Annotated in this window: 17 protein-coding genes; 4 read left to right on the top strand and 13 right to left on the bottom strand. The window is 62.0% G+C overall.

The genetic code is table 11. The annotated features are described in order from the left end of the window. Positions 1–128: 128 nt before the first annotated feature. Positions 129–1,034, top strand: a complete 906-nt coding sequence (locus HNR59_RS09485) for an SDR family oxidoreductase (RefSeq protein ID WP_183829108.1) — start codon at positions 129–131, stop codon at positions 1,032–1,034. A gap of 27 nt (positions 1,035–1,061) precedes the next feature. Here HNR59_RS09485 and HNR59_RS09480 read toward each other — a convergent pair whose 3' ends face one another. The 3 genes from HNR59_RS09480 to HNR59_RS09470 are packed head-to-tail and all read right to left on the bottom strand — an operon-like array spanning position 1,062 to position 2,955. Beyond that, complete coding sequence (locus HNR59_RS09480) at positions 1,062–1,250, bottom strand: DUF3008 family protein (RefSeq protein WP_183829105.1); 189 nt, start codon at positions 1,248–1,250, stop codon at positions 1,062–1,064. Between the two features lie 51 nt (positions 1,251–1,301). Then, positions 1,302–2,102, bottom strand: a complete 801-nt coding sequence (gene murI / locus HNR59_RS09475; protein ID WP_183829102.1) for a glutamate racemase — start codon at positions 2,100–2,102, stop codon at positions 1,302–1,304. Beyond that, positions 2,095–2,955, bottom strand: a complete 861-nt coding sequence (locus HNR59_RS09470) for an RNA methyltransferase (RefSeq protein ID WP_183829099.1) — start codon at positions 2,953–2,955, stop codon at positions 2,095–2,097. Before HNR59_RS09470 ends, murI begins: the two co-directional genes overlap by 8 nt. 151 nt (positions 2,956–3,106) lie before the next feature. Here HNR59_RS09470 and HNR59_RS09465 point away from each other — a divergent pair, with 151 nt between their 5' ends. From HNR59_RS09465 to aqpZ, 3 genes are all read left to right on the top strand, one after another. Then, entirely contained in the window at positions 3,107–3,643 is a 537-nt protein-coding gene (locus HNR59_RS09465) for an AAA family ATPase (RefSeq protein WP_183831482.1), read from the top strand. Between the two features lie 140 nt (positions 3,644–3,783). Then, positions 3,784–4,995, top strand: coding sequence for an NADP-dependent isocitrate dehydrogenase (locus HNR59_RS09460; protein WP_183829096.1), 1,212 nt, complete (start codon positions 3,784–3,786; stop codon positions 4,993–4,995). A 340-nt stretch (positions 4,996–5,335) separates the two neighbouring features. Then, positions 5,336–6,022 (top strand): aquaporin Z, encoded by a 687-nt coding sequence (gene aqpZ / locus HNR59_RS09455; protein ID WP_183829095.1) that lies wholly within the window; start codon positions 5,336–5,338, stop codon positions 6,020–6,022. A 208-nt stretch (positions 6,023–6,230) separates the two neighbouring features. On the opposite strand, the gene alaS is transcribed toward aqpZ, so the two are convergent. From alaS to HNR59_RS09405, 10 genes are all read right to left on the bottom strand, one after another. After that, on the bottom strand, positions 6,231–8,891 hold the full coding sequence (alaS, locus tag HNR59_RS09450) for an alanine--tRNA ligase (RefSeq protein ID WP_183829092.1): 2,661 nt from the start codon (positions 8,889–8,891) through the stop codon (positions 6,231–6,233). A 261-nt stretch (positions 8,892–9,152) separates the two neighbouring features. Further along, positions 9,153–10,229, bottom strand: a complete 1,077-nt coding sequence (gene recA / locus HNR59_RS09445; RefSeq protein WP_183829090.1) for a recombinase RecA — start codon at positions 10,227–10,229, stop codon at positions 9,153–9,155. 218 nt (positions 10,230–10,447) lie between these two features. After that, positions 10,448–10,786, bottom strand: a complete 339-nt coding sequence (locus HNR59_RS09440) for a TfoX/Sxy family protein (RefSeq protein WP_183829087.1) — start codon at positions 10,784–10,786, stop codon at positions 10,448–10,450. A 10-nt stretch (positions 10,787–10,796) separates the two neighbouring features. After that, positions 10,797–11,183, bottom strand: a complete 387-nt coding sequence (gene sufA / locus HNR59_RS09435) for a Fe-S cluster assembly scaffold SufA (protein ID WP_183829084.1) — start codon at positions 11,181–11,183, stop codon at positions 10,797–10,799. Positions 11,184–11,319: 136 nt separating this feature from the next. Next, the gene (locus HNR59_RS09430; RefSeq protein ID WP_425488635.1) at positions 11,320–11,727 is read right to left on the bottom strand and encodes an SUF system Fe-S cluster assembly protein; all 408 of its coding nucleotides are present in this window, start codon (positions 11,725–11,727) and stop codon (positions 11,320–11,322) included. Further along, the gene (locus HNR59_RS09425; RefSeq protein WP_183829081.1) at positions 11,724–12,965 is read right to left on the bottom strand and encodes a cysteine desulfurase; all 1,242 of its coding nucleotides are present in this window, start codon (positions 12,963–12,965) and stop codon (positions 11,724–11,726) included. Before HNR59_RS09425 ends, HNR59_RS09430 begins: the two co-directional genes overlap by 4 nt. A gap of 67 nt (positions 12,966–13,032) precedes the next feature. Beyond that, a complete protein-coding gene (gene sufD / locus HNR59_RS09420; protein ID WP_183829079.1) occupies positions 13,033–14,301 on the bottom strand; it encodes a Fe-S cluster assembly protein SufD in 1,269 nt (422 codons plus the stop codon). 26 nt (positions 14,302–14,327) lie between these two features. Further along, on the bottom strand, positions 14,328–15,083 hold the full coding sequence (gene sufC, locus HNR59_RS09415; RefSeq protein ID WP_183829076.1) for a Fe-S cluster assembly ATPase SufC: 756 nt from the start codon (positions 15,081–15,083) through the stop codon (positions 14,328–14,330). A gap of 27 nt (positions 15,084–15,110) precedes the next feature. Continuing rightward, positions 15,111–16,625, bottom strand: a complete 1,515-nt coding sequence (sufB, locus tag HNR59_RS09410) for a Fe-S cluster assembly protein SufB (protein WP_183829073.1) — start codon at positions 16,623–16,625, stop codon at positions 15,111–15,113. A gap of 153 nt (positions 16,626–16,778) precedes the next feature. Further along, positions 16,779–17,942: a cysteine desulfurase family protein gene (locus HNR59_RS09405; protein WP_183829070.1), complete on the bottom strand. Its 1,164-nt coding sequence runs from the start codon at positions 17,940–17,942 to the stop codon at positions 16,779–16,781. Positions 17,943–17,989 lie beyond the last annotated feature (47 nt).

Genomic DNA, 17,989 nt, shown 5'->3' with positions numbered 1-17,989 from the left:
GTTCCCTTCATGTAACCTGAGCACGAAATCATGCGTTCTTACAAACGTCATCGCACCCGGCTATATAGTTACTGTCAGTAACCTGATTATGCAACGTGCCCTTGTATGGCAAAACGCAGGAGACCATCATGACACAGACCGCAGACCTTCTCGTCACCGGCGCTTCCGGCCATCTGGGCCGTGCAGTGCTCAATCATCTCATCGGCACGCTGGGTGTTCCGGCAGCGCGGATCATCGCAACCAGCCGCAAGCCCGAAGACCTCGGCGAATGGGCCTCTCGCGGCGTCACCGTCCGCAAGGCCGACTACGACGATCCGGCCACGCTCTCTGCCGCCTTTTCCGGCGTGAAGCGGCTGGTTCTCATCAGCACCGACGCCCTTGACGAGCCGGGCAAGCGCCTGCGCCAGCACAAGGCCGCCATCGAGGCCGCCGACAAGGCGGGCGTTCAGCACATCGTCTATACATCCCTGCCGGATGCAGAAACCTCGGCGGTTTCCTTCGCCCCCGACCACGCCGGCACCGAAGCGGCAATCAAGGCAAGCGCGATTGCCGGCCACACGCTGCTGCGCAACAGCTGGTACTCGGAAAACGTTCTGCATGCCCTTCCCCATGCTCTGGAGACCGGCAAGTGGTTCACCGCAGCCGGCAAGGGCGGCACGTCCTACATTGCGCGCGACGATCTCGCGCTGGCAGCCGCCACCGCCCTCGCCGCCGACTTTTCCGGCAAACGCACGCTCAGCCTTTATGGCGCGAAGCCGTGGACTGTTGATGAGGTTGCAGAACTCGCCCGCAAGGCGACAGGCAAGCCCCTCGAAGTCGTGCAGGTTTCGGTCGATGATCTGGTCAGGGGCATGACCGGTGCCGGGCTGCCCGAACCGGTGGCGCGCGTGTTCGCCTCGTTCGATGCGGCGGCTGCTGCCGGAAACCTCGCCGGCTCCGACACGGAGTTCAGGGCGCTGACCGGACGCGAACCTCAGTCCTTCGAGGAATGGTTCACCAGGAACGCAGTCCCGGTGCTGACGCAGGCCGGCTGACGCCTCCGGGTGGGGGCCATAGAGCCCTCACCCGCTCTTTTTGTGCTCCGGCAAGCCCTTGTGCTTTGTTTCGGCGAATTCCTCGAGCTCTTTTTCGCTCATCGATTCGTACATTTCCTTTGAAGCGCCGATGAGCTTGCTCTTCGGAGTTTCACCGCGCTTGGCAGACAGGGCAGCGCCGGCTGCCTTCTGCTGGGCTTTCGATTTTGCAGGCATGATGGCGTTCTCCTTATCAGGAGAAAACGACCGTCCGTGGCGCATGTTCCATCAAACCGGAACGGTGAGGCCAAAACCCTGCATCAGCCGCCGCGTGGCGAAATCCGGCCTGCCAGACGTGAACACGGCGATATCAGGTTCCGCGACAGCCGCATCCTGCTGCGAACGCCCGTCGCTCTCCAGCAGGGAAAGCGCACGTCTTGCGATCGCTTCCGCCGGGTCGAGCCAGTCCACCGGCCAGGGTGCCGTCTTGCGCATACGGTTCACCAGAAACGGATAGTGCGTGCAGGCTAGAACGACGATGTCGGTGCGCTTTCCGTCCTGCTCCACGAAACAGGGGAAAATCTCCGCCCTCACCTGCTCCTCATCCACGAAGCCATCGCGCATGTAGATTTCGGAGAGTGAGGCCAGCCGCTCCGACCCGACCAGCCGCACATGGCATTTCGTGGCCCAATGATGGATGAGGTCGCGCGTATATTGCCGCTTCACCGTTCCGGGCGTCGCCAGCACCGAAACCAGCCCGGAACGGGTGCGTTCGGCGGCAGGCTTGATTGCCGGAACCGTGCCGACGAAAGGATGCCCCGGAAAGCGCCGGCGCAGATCGTCGATCACCAGCGTCGAGGCGGTATTGCAGGCGATGACCGAGATTTCGGGCTGGTAGCGATCGAGGAGTGAAGCGAACAGGTCCAGAATATGCGCCCGCAGCGCCGGCTCCTCCCACGCCCCGTAGGGAAAGCCCGCATCGTCGGCCACGTAGATGAAGCGGCGATCCGGCATCAGCACCCGCGCCTCGCGCAGCACGGTGAGGCCGCCAACGCCGGAATCGAACATCAGGATCGGCTGCTCAGTCACGGCCTGTCTCCTCTTCTTCGCCTGGCCGGTTTTGGCCGGGCGACGCAGCAAGGCCGGATGATGGGCGGGTGTAGGCGGCCCCGCGCGGTGAGTTGCGGGTAAAGCGATCCAGCGAGGTGATGACGCCGCGCAGCACGCGCAGTTCCGCACCCGCAAAGCCGGCCCGCGTTAGGACGGAGCGCAGATTGTCCACCATCTTCGCCTTTTTCTCCGGCGGCCGGAAATAACCGCGCGCCTCCAGCGCCTCTTCCAGATGGCCGAACAGCCCCAGAAGCTCATCCTTGGTGGCCGGCTCCATATCCGGCCCACGGAAATTGGTGCGGGTTTCGTCCTCGAAGCCGGACTTCATCCATTCATAGGACATCAGCAGCACCGCCTGCGCGATGTTGAGCGAGGCAAAGCCCGGATCGACCGGAAAGGTCACGATCTCGTCGGCAAGGCCTACCTCGTCGTTGTTGAGACCGAAGCGCTCGCGCCCGAAGAAAATACCTGTGCGCTGGCCAGCCTCACACCGCGTCCGCAGCGCCCTGCCCGCCTCAACCGGGCCGCGCACCGGCTTGAAACCGTCGCGCTCGCGGGCGGTGGTGGCGAATATGAAATTCAGGTCCGCGATCGCGGACGGCAGATCGTCGAACACGCGCACCGCATCGATGACGTGGTCGGCCTTGCTTGCCGCCGCACGCGCCTTATCGCTCGGCCAGCCGTCGCGCGGATTGACCAGCCGCAATTCGCTCAGCCCGAAATTGGCCATAGCGCGCGCCACCATGCCGATATTCTCGCCGAGCTGCGGCTCGACAAGGATGATGACCGGACCGGCGACGGGGGAATTTGAAGGTTGTTCTTGAGATGGCATGGGCTTCAATGCATTTCGCTTTGCGGCTTTTTGCTGTCCCTGACACATCCGGGTGCGAAATTGAAGCTCCCACATGGCCCGTCAGGAGAGGACAGGCCACTTCCCCGGAGCGCTTGACCTCTTGCCGATACAGGTCGATCATCACCCCATGATCGACCTTTCCGGACAGATCCTCATCGTCACCGGCACGCCCGGCGCGGGAAAGACGACGACAGCGCGCAGCCTCGTCGAAAGCTGCGGCCAGCCGGCGGTGCATATCCATGCCGACGATTTCTGGCACTTCATCCGAAACGGAGCCATCCCGCCATACCTGCCGGAATCACGCCGGCAGAACGAAGTCGTGATGGGCGCTCTTTGCGCGGCAGCCCAACGCTATGCGGATGGCGGCTATTTCGTGGTGATCGACGGCATCATAGGCCCATGGTTCCTGCCGGCGTTCAGCGCCGTCAGCCATCCTCTCCACTACATCGTGCTGCGCCCCGACCTCGACGAGGCGATAAGGCGCTGTCAGTTGCGCGGCGGCGAAACGCTGGCAGACCCGATCCCGATCAGCGACCTGCACAGCCAGTTCTCGCAACTGGACAGGCTGGACAACCACCGGATTGATACGGCCGGGCTCAGCAGGCAGGAAATTCTGGAAGCCGTGGTCCGGGCACTCACCGGCGGCAGGTTTCTTCTCAACTCTTAAAACGCGGATAGCGTGCCCTCATCAGAAGGCCTGTTTGGAACGCCGTGTCCGTTTGCGCACCTTCGCTTGCTTTGGTATAGGGGCGCATCCCAAACGGCCTACCCTTCCGGCAAGGCCCTTTCCAAGACGAGGCAGTTTTCATGGCGAAGATCAAGGTGGCGAACCCGGTCGTCGAACTCGACGGCGACGAGATGACCCGCATCATCTGGCAGTTCATCAAAGACAAGCTGATTCACCCCTATCTCGACCTCGATCTCGAATATTATGACCTCGGCATCGAGCATCGCGACGCCACCGACGATCAGGTGACCATCGACGCCGCCAACGCGATCAAGAAGCACGGCGTCGGCGTCAAATGCGCCACCATCACGCCTGACGAAGCCCGCGTCGAGGAATTCCATCTCAAGAAGATGTGGAAGTCGCCCAACGGCACCATCCGCAACATCCTCGGCGGTACCATTTTCCGCGAGCCGATCATCATGAAGAACGTGCCGCGCCTGGTGCCCGGCTGGACGCAGCCGATCGTCGTCGGCCGCCATGCCTTCGGCGACCAGTACCGCGCCACCGATTTCCGCTTCCCCGGCAAGGGCAAGCTGACCATCAAGTTCGTGGGCGAAGACGGCCAGACCATCGAGCACGAAGTGTTCGACGCGCCCGGCTCCGGCGTTGCCATGGCCATGTACAACCTCGACGAATCGATCCGCGAATTCGCGCGCGCCTCGCTGAACTACGGCCTGCTGCGCAACTATCCGGTCTACCTGTCGACCAAGAACACCATTCTCAAGGCCTATGACGGCCGCTTCAAGGACATCTTCCAGGAAGTGTACGAGAAGGAATTCGAGGCGCAGTTCAAGGAGCGCAAGATCTGGTACGAACACCGCCTGATCGACGACATGGTCGCTTCCTCGCTGAAGTGGTCCGGCGGCTATGTGTGGGCGTGCAAGAACTATGACGGCGACGTGCAGTCCGATACGGTTGCGCAGGGCTTCGGCTCGCTCGGCCTGATGACCTCGGTTCTGATGACGCCGGACGGCAAGACGGTGGAAGCCGAAGCCGCCCACGGCACCGTGACCCGCCACTATCGCCAGCACCAGAAGGGCGAGCAGACCTCGACCAACTCGATCGCCTCCATCTTCGCCTGGACGCGTGGCCTCGCTCACCGCGCCAAGCTGGACGACAACGCCGAGCTGAAGCGCTTCGCCGAGACGCTGGAGCGCGTGTGCATCCAGACCGTCGAGAGCGGCTTCATGACCAAGGACCTGTCGCTGCTCATCGGTCCCGATCAGCCCTGGCTGTCGACCACCGGCTTCCTAGACAAGGTGGACGAGAACCTGCAGAAGGCCATGGCCTGATCCCCACGACACTGACGACTGCCCGGTTCGCCCGGCGGGCTGACAAATGACAAAAGAGCGGTTTTCGGAAACGGAAGCCGCTCTTTTTCTTTGGCGCCTGATAACGCTTGATTACCGGGAAACCCCGCCCGCACATGCTTGCGGCAGAGGCGGGCCCTGTGCTGCCCCACCGCCTGCAACGACCGGCCTTTCTCCCTGTCACGACTCAAGGTAGTTTATTGCCCGGTCGGGTTGTGATGTGGGGGACGACGCACTCAGCTTTACCTTGTCAGTGCCCATTGAAGTTCCGGATTTTGGAAATGTTCCGTTCTGCGCTTCAAAACTCCCAAGGAGAGAGAAAATGCCTCAGAAACTCGCAGCCGAATTCTTCGGCACATTCTGGCTGGTCTTTTGCGGATGCGGATCAGCTGTTCTTGCCGCCGCATTCCCCGACGTCGGCATCGGCCTGCTCGGCGTTTCGCTTGCATTCGGCCTGACGGTCGTCACCATGGCCTATGCCGTGGGGCGCTTTTCCGGCGGTCACTTCAATCCGGCCGTCTCCGTCGGCATGGTCGTCGGCGGCCGCATGCCTGCCGGTGATCTGGTCGGCTACATCATCGCGCAGGTGGTCGGCGGCGTCGTCGCTGGCGCTGTGCTCTATGTCATCGCCTCCGGCCAGCCCGGCTTCTCCGCCGGTGGCTTTGCTTCCAACGGCTATGGCGAGCTGTCGCCCGGAAAATATTCGCTTCTGGCCGGCCTGACGATCGAAGTGGTGCTGACCGCCTTCTTCATCTTCATCATTCTGGCAACGACGACCGCAAAAGCTGCGGCAGGCTTCGCGCCGCTGGCCATCGGCCTGACGCTGACGCTGATCCATCTGGTATCGATCCCCGTGACCAACACCTCGGTCAACCCTGCCCGCTCGACGGGCGTCGCCCTGTTTGCCGAGACCGGCGCGATCGGACAGCTGTGGCTGTTCTGGCTTGCCCCGATCGTGGGCGCGGCCATTGGCGCAGCCATCTGGAAGGCGATCTTCGCAGACGAATAAAAACGTCTTCAGAAACGGAAAAGGCGGCCATAGGCCGCCTTTTTTGTATCGGGACTGAAAAGCTCGCAGCGGATCTGAAACGCAATCTGCCCCGAGTTTCGTCGCTGGAGCTGCGGGCGTTCTGACGAGCACAGCTCCGCCGCTCCGGCTTGTTTTCCCATGGCTGCATTCATGCGACGTCAGACGACTCCGTCTGACTGCAAATGCTCTATTCCAGGGCCTGCGAAACTGCCTGCAGGGCTGCTTCCGCCTTCGCTCCATCCGGTCCGCCGGCCTGCGCCATGTCCGGCCGGCCGCCGCCGCCCTGCCCGCCCAGCGCTGCGGATGCGGCGCGCACCAGATCGACGGCCGAGAAGCGCGATGTCAGATCGTCGGTCACCGCAACCACGACGCTGGCCTTGCCATCCTCGGCTACGCCGACGAAGACGACGACGCCCGAGCCGACCGACTTCTTGCCTTCGTCCGCGAGCGATTTCAGATCGCGTGGCGAAACGCCCTCGACCACCTTGCCGAGGAACTTCGTGCCGGCGACATCCTTCACGTCGGACGCCGCGCCACTGCCGGAACCGCCGCCGAGCGCCAGCTTGCGACGGGCCTCGGTCAGCTCACGCTCCAGCTTGCGGCGCTCTTCCACCAGAGCCTCGATGCGCGCGGGAACCTCGGAAGGCGAGACTTTCAGCAGCGCGGCCGCAGACTTCAGCCGGCGCTCCTGCTCATCCAGATATTGACGTGCGGCATCGCCGGTCAGAGCCTCGATGCGGCGCACGCCGGCCGCAACCGGGCTGTCGGAAACGATGCGCACCAGCCCGATGTCGCCGGTGGCCTTCACATGTGTGCCGCCGCACAGTTCGATCGAATAGGGCCTGTTGGCTTTCTCTCCATGCAAAGCCGTACCCATCGAGACGACGCGCACCTCGTCGCCATATTTCTCGCCGAACAGCGCCATGGCGCCTTCGGCGCGGGCGTCGTCCACCGACATCAGCCGTGTCGTGACCGGGCCATTCTGAACCACGATCTCATTGGCCATGCGCTCGACCTCTTCAAGCTCCTCCGGAGAAATCGCCTTGTTGTGGGAAATGTCGAAGCGCAGGCGCTCCGGCGCAACCAGAGAACCCTTCTGGGCCACATGCGTACCCAGCACCTCGCGCAACGCCTCGTGGATGAGGTGCGTGGCCGAGTGGTTGGAGCGCAGGCGGTTGCGGCGGGCATGATCGACTTTCAGCTCCGCGGCCGCGCCAAGCCTGACCGCGCCCTTCACCACCTTGCCGAGATGGACGAAAACGCCGTCACCCTTCTTCTGCGTATCTTCCACCTCGATGGAGAAGCCTTCGCCCGAAATAATTCCGGTGTCGCCCATCTGACCGCCGGATTCGCCATAAAACGGCGTCTGGTTGACGACGACGGCGACGCTCTCGCCAGCGGAAGCGCTCTCGACTTCCTTACCATCCTGCACAAGCGCCTGAACGATGCCTTCAGCCTGCTCGGTGTCATAGCCAAGAAATTCGGTCGCACCGGACTTTTCACGCACGCCGAACCAGACGGTCTCGGTCGCCGCTTCGCCGGAACCGGCCCAGTTGGCGCGGGCTTCGGCCTTCTGACGCTCCATCGCCGCGTTGAAGCCTTCCAGATCAACGGCGATGTTGCGCTGGCGCAAGGCATCCTGTGTCAGGTCGAGCGGGAAACCATAGGTGTCATAGAGCTTGAAGGCGGTCTCACCGTCCAGCCGGCCTCCGCTGTCCAGCCCTTCGGTCGCTTCGTTGAGCAGGGTGATGCCGCGCGCCAGCGTCTTGCGGAAGCGGGTTTCCTCCAGCTTGAGCGTTTCGGAAATCAGGCTCTCGCCGCGCACCAGCTCGGGATAGGCCTGCCCCATTTCACGCACCAGCGCGGGAACCAGCCGCCACATCAGCGGATCGCGCGCGCCCAGAAGCTGCGCATGGCGCATGGCGCGGCGCATGATGCGGCGCAGCACATAGCCGCGACCCTCGTTGGAGGGAAGAACGCCGTCGGCAATGAGGAACGAGGACGCGCGCAGGTGATCGGCGATGACGCGATGGCTCGCCCGGTTCGCCCCGGTTGCCGGCACGCCGGTGGCTTCCTCGGAGGCGCGGATCAGCGCCTTGAACAGGTCGATGTCGTAATTGTCATGCACACCCTGCAGCACGGCAGCGATACGCTCAAGCCCCATGCCGGTGTCGATCGACGGACGCGGCAGCTCGATGCGCTCTTCCTTCGTCAACTGCTCATACTGCATGAAGACGAGGTTCCAGATCTCGATGAAGCGGTCGCCGTCCTCATCCGGACTGCCGGGAGGTCCGCCCGCGATATGGTCGCCATGGTCGTAGAAGATTTCCGAGCAGGGGCCGCAGGGGCCGGTATCGCCCATCGCCCAGAAATTGTCGCTGGTCGGGATGCGGATGATCTTCTCGTCGGAAAGACCTGCGATCTTCTTCCAGAATTCGGCCGCCGCATCATCTGTGTGATAGACCGTGACCAGCAGCCTGTCCTTCGACAGCCCGAACTCGCGGATGATCAGGTTCCAGGCAAGCTCGATGGCGCGTTCCTTGAAATAGTCGCCAAAGGAAAAATTGCCGAGCATCTCAAAGAAGGTGTGATGGCGCGCGGTGTAGCCGACATTGTCGAGGTCATTGTGCTTGCCGCCGGCACGAACGCACTTCTGCGAGGTGGTCGCGCGGTTGTAGGGGCGTGTTTCCAGACCGGTGAACACGTTCTTGAACTGAACCATGCCGGCATTGGTGAACATCAGCGTCGGATCGTTGCGCGGTACCAGAGGGCTGGAGGCAACGACCTCGTGACCTTCCTTGCGGAAGTAGTCGAGGAAAGCCGACCGGATCTCGTTAACACCACTCATGAAAGATGCCTTTGTTCAGGAAAACGCCTGCGGCGCCAGTGCGGAAAACACAGCCTTTTAGCGGTCGGCCAGCACCCTGTCCAGAATGAGGAAAGATCGCCGGCGAAACCTCAGATGCCTCACCGCTGAGGCCTTGCTCAACCCTGATGCACTCTTTCAAAAAATGCTGCCCGCAACGAAAACCGCCAGCCTCCCCGAGACCGGCGTTTTTCACTTTAAGTTCATTCGGCCGAGGCCGGACAATCCGTGCCGATCAGCGCATCAGCCCTCGCCGGCCTCAGCCTCGAAGCCGCCGTCTTCCAGGAACTTCTCGGCAATCAGCCCGGCATTCTGGCGCAGCGCCAGTTCAATCTCCCGCGCCGTATCCGGATTGTCTCGCAGGAACTGCTTGGCGTTCTCACGCCCCTGCCCGAGACGCTGTGAATTATAGGAGAACCAAGCACCCGACTTTTCAACCACGCCGGCCTTGACACCGAGATCGATGAGCTCGCCGGTCTTGGACACACCCTCGCCATACATGATGTCGAACTCGATCACCTTGAAGGGCGGAGCCAGCTTGTTCTTGACCACCTTGACGCGGGTCTGGTTGCCGACCACCTCGTCGCGATCCTTGACCGAGCCGATACGGCGGATATCGAGACGTACCGACGCATAGAACTTGAGCGCATTGCCGCCCGTGGTCGTCTCAGGCGAACCGAACATGACGCCGATCTTCATGCGGATCTGGTTGATGAAGATGACCATGGTGTTGGAGCGCGAGATCGAAGCCGTCAGCTTGCGCAGCGCCTGGCTCATCAGGCGAGCCTGAAGACCAGGCAGCGAGTCGCCCATCTCGCCTTCGATTTCGGCGCGCGGCGTCAGGGCCGCCACCGAGTCCACCACCAGAACGTCGATCGCACCGGAGCGCACCAGCGTGTCGCAGATTTCCAGCGCCTGCTCGCCGGTGTCCGGCTGCGAGATCAGGAGGTTTTCAAGATCGACACCCAGCTTGCGGGCATAGACCGGGTCCAGCGCGTGCTCGGCATCGACAAAGGCGCAGATGCCGCCCTTCTTCTGTGCTTCCGCAACCGTATGGAGAGCCAGCGTCGTCTTGCCCGAGCTTTCAGGGCCATAGACCTCGATGATGCGCCCGCGCGGCAGACCGCCAACACCCAGCGCAATATCGAGACCGAGAGAACCGGTCGAAACCGTTTCTATCTCGACCACCTGCTCGTTTGCGCCAAGGCGCATGATCGAGCCCTTGCCGAAAGCCCGCTCGATCTGCGACAGCGCAGCGTCCAGAGCCTTTGATTTGTCCACCGAATTGTCCTCTACAAGCCGCAATGAATTCTGAGCCATGATACAGTACCTTTTGGTCGTCAATGACAGACGGACAATTCGCTGACCGCTCAGATTTTTGTACCCTCTTTGTTCCATTTTTGCAAGAGGGATTAACCAATTGTTTTATTTTGGAATTCTACAAAAGTTCCCATTTTGTCCATGATACCGGATCGGTTTAACGGGAATACGAACACCTGAAGAAAATTTCCGGCCGCCCGAATCGCCTCCGGTTCGTTTCAGCCTTCCCGCCGGGCTTCCTGAGCTGTCGCCCGTAAACCCGCATCATACGCCTTGCGCGCCCACGCCGCCATTTCTTCCGGATCGTCGAACGCGACATCGGGAGTGGTCCAGTAGGGCATGGCCACCTCCCTCCCCTTTCCGGCATAGGTCCATTGGCGCGCGCCCGCAGAAACAAAATCGGGAGCGCTTATCGCATCCGCCTTGAGCATCAGTTCGCCTTGCAGGACGATGGCGATGATGACGCCGCGATGGTAGATGCCCTTGCCGCCGAACAGGCGGCGGATGGTGACGGGACCAAGCCCTTCGAAAAGCTCTTCGATGCGCCCGTTGTCCATGGAGGGAAAATCAGGCCTCGGCTGTCGCCCGGGCCTCGGCCAGCGCCTTCAGGTCGGCTGGTTTCAGTTCCACCGATTCGCCGCAGCCGCAGGCGGAAGACTGATTGGGATTGCGGAACACGAAGCCCGTGCGCAGCGTGGTGACCTCGAAATCCATCTCGGTACCGAGCAGAAACAGTGCCGCTTCCGGCGCGACATACACATGTGCGCCCTGATGCTCGACGTGGTCGTCCTTCGGGTCAGGTTCAGTGACCAGATCGATGGTGTACTCCATGCCGGCGCAACCGCCCTTCTTCACGCCGAGCCGGATGCCGTGCGCACCATCACGCGCACCGATGATTTCGCGCACCCGTTCCGCCGCCTTGTCGGTCAGCTTCATGATGGAAAAACGTGCCATCTCAGTCTTCTCCATGCCATGCAGGTTAAAGGCCTGCCGGAATGATTTCATATCTCCCCCTGAAGATGGGGGAATTTGGAAGGCTCTGCAAGAGCGGCTCCTGCCAAGCAGTTGCGAGCAAGTGCGGCGTCGGTCCTCAGTACCAGCCGACGGCGATCTGGGCTTCCTCCGACATGCGGTCGGGCGTCCATGGCGGATCGAAGGTCATGTTGACCTCGACGCCGGAAACGCCTTCCACCGCACCCACAGCATTCTGCACCCAGCCCGGCATCTCGCCGGCCACCGGACAGCCCGGGGCGGTCAGCGTCATGTCGATCTTAACGGTGCGGTCGTCCTCGATGTCGATGCGGTAGACGAGGCCCAGCTCATAAATATCCGCCGGAATTTCCGGATCATAGACGGTCTTCAGCGCTGAAATGATGTCGTCGGTCAGGCGCGCCAGTTCTTCCTCGGGAATGGTCGAAACCGGCCCGGTTCCGACGGCTTCCTGCTCAGGCTGCCCTTCGGCTTCAACACGTGTGGTGGTGTCGTCCATATCCGTCATCCGAAAAATTTCCGCGCCTTTTCCAGCGCTTCGGCCAAAACGTCGATCTCGGCTCTGGTGTTGTACATGCCGAACGATGCCCTGCATGTGGAGGTGACGCCGAAGCGTTTCAACAGCGGCTGGGCGCAATGGGTGCCGGCCCGCACGGCAACGCCCTGACGGTCTATGACCATCGACACGTCATGCGCATGGATGCCCTGCAGCTCGAAGGACACGATGGCGCCCTTGCCCGGCGCATTGCCGAAAATGTGCAGCGAGTTGATGGCGCCAAGCCGCTCATGCGCATAGGCGGTCAGATCCGCTTCATGGGCGGCAATGCGCTCGCGGCCGATGCTGTCCATGTAATCCAGCGCGGCCCCCAGCCCGATCGCCTGCACGATGGGAGGCGTACCGGCTTCGAAGCGGTGCGGCGGGGCGTTGTAGGTGACCCTGTCCTCGGTCACCTCCTCGATCATCTCGCCACCGCCCATGAAGGGGCGCATTGCCTCCAGCCGCTCTTTCTTGCCGTAAAGAACGCCGATTCCAGAAGGTCCGTAGACCTTGTGGCCGGTGAAAACAAAGAAATCACAATCGAGATCCTGCACATCGACCGGCATGTGAACGGCGCTCTGGCTGCCATCGACCAGCACGGGAATGCCGCGCGCATGGGCGATGCGGCAAATCTCGCGGATCGGCGTCACCGTGCCCATCGCATTCGACATGTGGGTGATGGCAACGAGCTTGGTACGATCGGTCAGGCTTTTCTCGAAATCCTCCAGATGCAGCGCACCCAGATCATCCACGGGCACCCATACCAGCTTCGCACCCTGCCGCTCGCGGATGAAATGCCATGGCACGATGTTGGAATGGTGTTCGAGGATCGACAGGACGATCTCGTCGCCTTCGCCGATGTTCGGCATGCCGAAACCGTAGGCCACCGTGTTGATGGCAGCCGTGGAGTTCGAGGTGAAGACGATATTGTCCGTCGAGGGCGCGTTCAGGAAGCGGCGCACGCTCTCGCGCGCCTTTTCATAGGCATCCGTAGAGGCATTGGAGAGGAAATGCAGGCCGCGATGAACATTCGCGTAGTCCTGCTCATAAGCGTGGCGGATGGTGTCCAGCACGGCACGCGGCTTCTGCGCCGAGGCGCCGTTGTCGAGATAGACCAGCGGCTTGCCATGCACCTGTCGGGCAAGAATGGGGAAATCGCGGCGGATAGCCTCGACATCATAGGGTGCGGTTTCGATCTTCTGGTCCATATCTCTTCTCTGCACCGCAGTTGCGACGCCCCGGCAAAAGGCCGGGACATCGAATCGCAAACGGCACTCAGCCGTGCGTGGCGAACCAGTCATCGAGGCGGGCTTCAAGGGCCTCGACGATCTGCTCGTCTTCCAGCTCCTCGATCACCTCGGCAACGAATGCCTTGACCAGCAGCCCACGGGCGGACTTTTCGGTAATGCCGCGAGACATCAGGTAAAACAGATGATCGCCGTGGATTTCGGTCACCGTAGCGCCGTGGCCGCAAGCCACGTCATCGGCGAAGATTTCCAGCTCCGGCTTGGCCGAGAACTCGCCATCGTCGGACAAAAGAAGCGTGTTGCAGGCCATGCGCGCATCGGTCTTCTGCGCGACCTGATGCACGTTGATGCGGCCCTGAAACACGCCATGCGCCTTGCCCGTCACCACATTTCGCACCACCTCGACCGAGCCGGTGTGCGGAACGGCATGGTCCAGCACCATGGTCACGTCGGTGTGGCTGTCACCCGAAAGCAGGTTGACGCCGCGCAGCTGGAAGTCCGAGCCTTCGCCCGACACCTTCACATGCACTTCCTGACGCACCAGCTTGCCGCCCGCATTCATGATGAACAGGGTGAGCTTGGCGTCGGCGCCGATCTCGGCCTTGAACTGGGCCAGATGCTGGGCGGTTTCCGGCTGCTCCTGGATAATCAGCCATGTGACCTCGGCGCCATCGCCAACGGTGAGCTGGCTGACGGAGCTGACAAGACCGGCACCCTCGCCCGACTGACGCTCCACGATCACGGCGCGCGAGCCTGCCCCTGCATTGACCACCATGCGAACATGGGTCTGGCCCCCGGCCTGCAGGTTCTGCAGCTCAACCGGCTTTTCCAGTTCCGTTCCGGCAGCGATATCGAGCGCAACACCGTCTGCGACAAAAGCCGCATTGATGGCTCCGATCGTGTCATCCGAGCCATAGGTCTTCAGCTCAGCAGCGGCGGAGCCATCAGTCAGCTTCTCGGCCAGCGACGCAAAGGAAACGCCTTCGGCCACCGACGGCTTGCCCGAAATCGCTCCATTGATAAGCGTAACCAGTCCGGAGCCTTCCAGAATGGGATCCGGCGCCCTGACCGATGCCGTGGCATCGAATTCCGGCACCTTGCCAAGCAGACGACGCAGATCCGTGTAGTGCCAGCTCTCGATGCGGCGGGTGGGAAAGCCCGCCTTGATCATCTCAATGGCGCCATCGCGCTGGACCATCACCTCGCTGTCGCCCGGCAGAAGACCGAGCCGCTCGCCGAAAGCCTCGATCAGGGCCGTCTCTGCTGGCGTGCGCTGGGGGGTTGCATGTACATTCATTGCATTCACCTCACCTTGGCGCCGCCTCAGGCGGCTTCGCCGATTATGCCGGCATAACCATTGGCTTCCAGTTCCAGAGCCAGCGACTTGTCGCCCGACTTGATCACCTGTCCCTTGTACAGAACGTGGACCGTATCCGGGACGATGTGCTCCAGCAGTCGCTGATAGTGCGTAATGACGAGGAAGGCACGGTCGGGCGAACGCAGCGAGTTCACGCCGTCGGCCACGATCTTCAGCGCATCGATATCGAGGCCGGAATCGGTCTCGTCGAGCACGCACAGCTTTGGCTGCAAAAGTTTCATCTGAAGGATTTCTGCGCGCTTCTTCTCGCCGCCGGAGAAGCCGACGTTGAGCGGGCGCTTCAGCATATCCATGTTCATGTTGAGGGAGCCGGCAGCTTCCTTCACACGGGCGATGAACTCGGAAATCTTCAGCGGCTCCTCGCCGCGCGCCTTGCGCTGCTCGTTCATCGCCACCTTGAGGAACTCCATGGTGGCAACACCCGGTATCTCCATCGGATACTGGAAAGCGAGGAAAATGCCGGAAGCGGCGCGCTCGGCCGGATCCATCTCAAGGATGGATTCGCCATTGTAAATGATTTCGCCTTCCGTCACCTCATAGTCCTCGCGTCCGGCGAGGATGTAGGAAAGCGTCGACTTGCCGGAGCCGTTCGGTCCCATGATGGCGGCGACTTCGCCGGCCTCGACGGTCAGGTTCAGCCCGCGGATGATTTCCGTGCCGTCCTCGGCGATGCGGGCGTGCAGATTCTTGATCTCAAGCATGTGTTCTTCCTGAATATCTGTATGCGGTCAGCCGACCGAACCTTCGAGCGAGATGCCGATGAGCTTCTGCGCCTCGACGGCGAATTCCATCGGCAGTTCCTGAATGACATCCTTGACGAAGCCGTTGACGATGAGCGCGATGGCCTCCTCTTCGGGAATGCCGCGCTGCATGACGTAGAACTTCTGGTCCTCGGAGATCTTCGACGTCGTTGCCTCGTGCTCGAACTGGGCGGTCGCGTTCTTGGCTTCCATGTAGGGCACGGTATGCGCGCCGCACTGGTCGCCGATCAGCAGCGAGTCGCAATTGGTGAAATTGCGGGCGTTGGTCGCCTTGCGGTGAGCCGAAACCTGTCCGCGATAGGTGTTCTGCGAGAAGCCGGCGGCGATACCCTTGGAGATGATGCGGCTGCGGGTGTTCTTGCCCAGATGGATCATCTTGGTGCCGCTGTCGATCTGCTGATAGCCGTTGGAAACGGCGATCGAGTAGAACTCGCCCTGGCTGTCGTCGCCGCGCAGAATGCAGCTCGGATATTTCCAGGTGATGGCGGAACCCGTCTCGACCTGCGTCCACGAGATCTTGGAGCGGTCGCCACGGCAATCGCCACGCTTGGTGACGAAGTTGTAGATGCCGCCCTTGCCCTCGACGTCGCCCGGATACCAGTTCTGGACGGTCGAGTACTTGATCTCGGCATCATCGAGCGCGATCAGCTCGACCACGGCGGCGTGAAGCTGGTTCTCGTCGCGCTGGGGAGCGGTGCAGCCTTCCAGATAGGAGACGTAGGCACCTTCCTCGGCGATGATCAGCGTGCGCTCGAACTGGCCGGTGTTCTTCTCGTTGATGCGGAAGTAGGTCGACAGTTCCATCGGGCAGCGCACGCCCTTGGGCACGTAGACGAACGAACCGTCGGTGAACACCGCGCTGTTGAGCGTCGCATAATAATTGTCCGACACAGGCACCACGGAAGCCAGATATTTCCGGACCAGTTCGGGATGCTCGCGGATCGCTTCCGAGATCGAACAGAAGATGACGCCGGCCTTGGCCAGCTCTTCCTTGAAGGTGGTGACGACCGAAACGGAATCGAACACCGCGTCCACGGCGACGCGGCCGGAAGCGTAAACATTGTCGCTCGCTTCACCGTTTTCCGCAGCAGGCTTCTGCACGCCGGCCAGAATTTCCTGCTCGCGCAGTGGGATACCCAGCTTTTCATAGGTGCGCAGCAGTTCCGGATCGACCTCGTCGAGGGACCTCGGGCCGGACTGGTTCTTCGGCGCGGCGTAGTAGTAGATATCCTGAAAATCGATCTTCGGATACGAAACGCGCGCCCAGTTCGGCTCGTCCATGGTCAGCCAGCGGCGAAAAGCCTCAAGCCGCCATTCGAGCATCCATTCCGGCTCATCTTTCTTGGCAGAAATGAAGCGGATGATGTCTTCGTTCAGGCCCTTGGGGGCCTTGTCGGTCTCGATTTCGGTTTCAAAACCATATTTATACTGATCGACGTCGATCTCACGAACGGCATCGATCGTTTCCTGCACTGCAGCCACAGGCGTTCTCCATCCTTATCGGGGGCAAGGCCCGACAGTTTTCAAACTATGGCATCGCCGGGGGGCGACGTAAGTTTCATATAGTGCGGAGCGCCCGGATTTACACCCGCACATCCCGCACCGTTTCACCGGGCCGAAGGCCCGCGGCCACCCTCAGGCAGCCCTGCTTCCTCCGGCCCGGCGGGCTGCAATGCCCTCCAGAGCCGACCGGAACAGTTCAAGGTCCTGCGCGCTCGTCTCCTGCCCGATCGACACGCGCAGCGCACCCTGTATTTCATCGACTCCCATCGCTGCCAGAACATGGCTGGGACCGACCTTGCCCGACGAACAGGCGGAACCGGCCGACAGAGCCACACCGGCAAGGTCGAAAGCGATCTGTGCCGTCTCGGCCTTCAGGCCGGGAATGGCGAAGAAACTCGTATTGGCCAGACGAGGCGCAGCACGGCCGAAGAAGACCGCATCTGGCACCAGTTCAAGGATGGCGGCCTCGAAGCCGTCGCGCAGGCTTGCGATCCGGCTTATGGACGGCAAGGCTTCCAGCGCGCTGGCGGCAGCAGCGCCAAATCCGGCGATGCCGGCAAGATTCTCGGTGCCGCCGCGATGTCCCTTCTCCTGCCCGCCACCGCTCACCAGCGGCTTCGGCATCATCAGATCGGCGGCGGCAACGATCGCGCCGACCCCCTTGGGACCACCGATCTTGTGCGCGGAAAGAATCAGATAATCCGCGCAAGGCTTTGACATATCGAGCGAAACGCGCCCTGCTGCCTGCACGGCATCCAGCACCAGCACACCGCCGGCGGCTCTCACGACAGCGGCGATTTTCTCAATCGGCTGGATCACGCCGGTCTCATTGTTGGCCGCGTGAACCGCAACCAGCGCCAGGCCGGTTTCCTTGTCGTGAGCCGCAAGAGCGGAAGCGAGTTCGTCCAGCTTCAGCACGCCGTCGCCATCGACACCGATGCGCTCGACCTGCTCCGCCGGGAACCGCCCCCCGCTCAGCAGGCAGGGATGGTCGGCCGCGCACACATAAAGCCGCCCCATGCGCAGATCGGCCTTGCCCATGCGCCATTCGGGCGTCAGCAGCGTGGCGGCAGCCTCGGTGGCGCCGGATGTGAAGACGACATGCTGCTTCCCGGCATTGACCAGCGCCGCCACCTGACGGCGGGCCTCCTCAATCAGGCGGCGGGCATTGCGACCCTCCTGATGGACCGACGAAGGATTGGCGGCAACGTCCAGCGCTGCGACCACGGCCTCGCGCGCGCGGCCAAGCAGCGGCGCGCTGGCGTTGTAGTCGAGATAGGCGCGAACAGCAGCCATTTCCCTGCCCAATTCTCCCTGCATGAAGGCTCACGCCAGGCTCTGGC

It is taken from the genome of Aquamicrobium lusatiense (assembly GCF_014201615.1).
Classification (GTDB): domain Bacteria; phylum Pseudomonadota; class Alphaproteobacteria; order Rhizobiales; family Rhizobiaceae; genus Mesorhizobium; species Mesorhizobium lusatiense.
Note: the sequence above shows the minus strand (reverse complement) of the source record. Positions and strands in the feature narration are given on the sequence as shown.

Bases quoted from the DNA above. Each gene is read 5' to 3' on its own strand.
- HNR59_RS09405 (WP_183829070.1), bottom strand. From the start codon at position 17,942: ATGGCTGCTGTTCGCGCCTATCTCGACTACAACGCCAGCGCGCCGCTG.
- HNR59_RS09460 (WP_183829096.1), top strand. From the start codon at position 3,784: ATGGCGAAGATCAAGGTGGCGAACCCGGTCGTCGAACTCGACGGCGAC.
- sufC (WP_183829076.1), bottom strand. From the start codon at position 15,083: ATGCTTGAGATCAAGAATCTGCACGCCCGCATCGCCGAGGACGGCACG.
- HNR59_RS09470 (WP_183829099.1), bottom strand. From the start codon at position 2,955: ATGCCATCTCAAGAACAACCTTCAAATTCCCCCGTCGCCGGTCCGGTC.
- recA (WP_183829090.1), bottom strand. From the start codon at position 10,229: ATGGCTCAGAATTCATTGCGGCTTGTAGAGGACAATTCGGTGGACAAA.
- HNR59_RS09440 (WP_183829087.1), bottom strand. From the start codon at position 10,786: ATGGACAACGGGCGCATCGAAGAGCTTTTCGAAGGGCTTGGTCCCGTC.
- HNR59_RS09485 (WP_183829108.1), top strand. From the start codon at position 129: ATGACACAGACCGCAGACCTTCTCGTCACCGGCGCTTCCGGCCATCTG.
- HNR59_RS09480 (WP_183829105.1), bottom strand. From the start codon at position 1,250: ATGCCTGCAAAATCGAAAGCCCAGCAGAAGGCAGCCGGCGCTGCCCTG.
- HNR59_RS09425 (WP_183829081.1), bottom strand. From the start codon at position 12,965: ATGGACCAGAAGATCGAAACCGCACCCTATGATGTCGAGGCTATCCGC.
- sufA (WP_183829084.1), bottom strand. From the start codon at position 11,183: ATGGCACGTTTTTCCATCATGAAGCTGACCGACAAGGCGGCGGAACGG.
- aqpZ (WP_183829095.1), top strand. From the start codon at position 5,336: ATGCCTCAGAAACTCGCAGCCGAATTCTTCGGCACATTCTGGCTGGTC.
- alaS (WP_183829092.1), bottom strand. From the start codon at position 8,891: ATGAGTGGTGTTAACGAGATCCGGTCGGCTTTCCTCGACTACTTCCGC.
- HNR59_RS09430 (WP_425488635.1), bottom strand. From the start codon at position 11,727: ATGACGGATATGGACGACACCACCACACGTGTTGAAGCCGAAGGGCAG.
- sufD (WP_183829079.1), bottom strand. From the start codon at position 14,301: ATGAATGTACATGCAACCCCCCAGCGCACGCCAGCAGAGACGGCCCTG.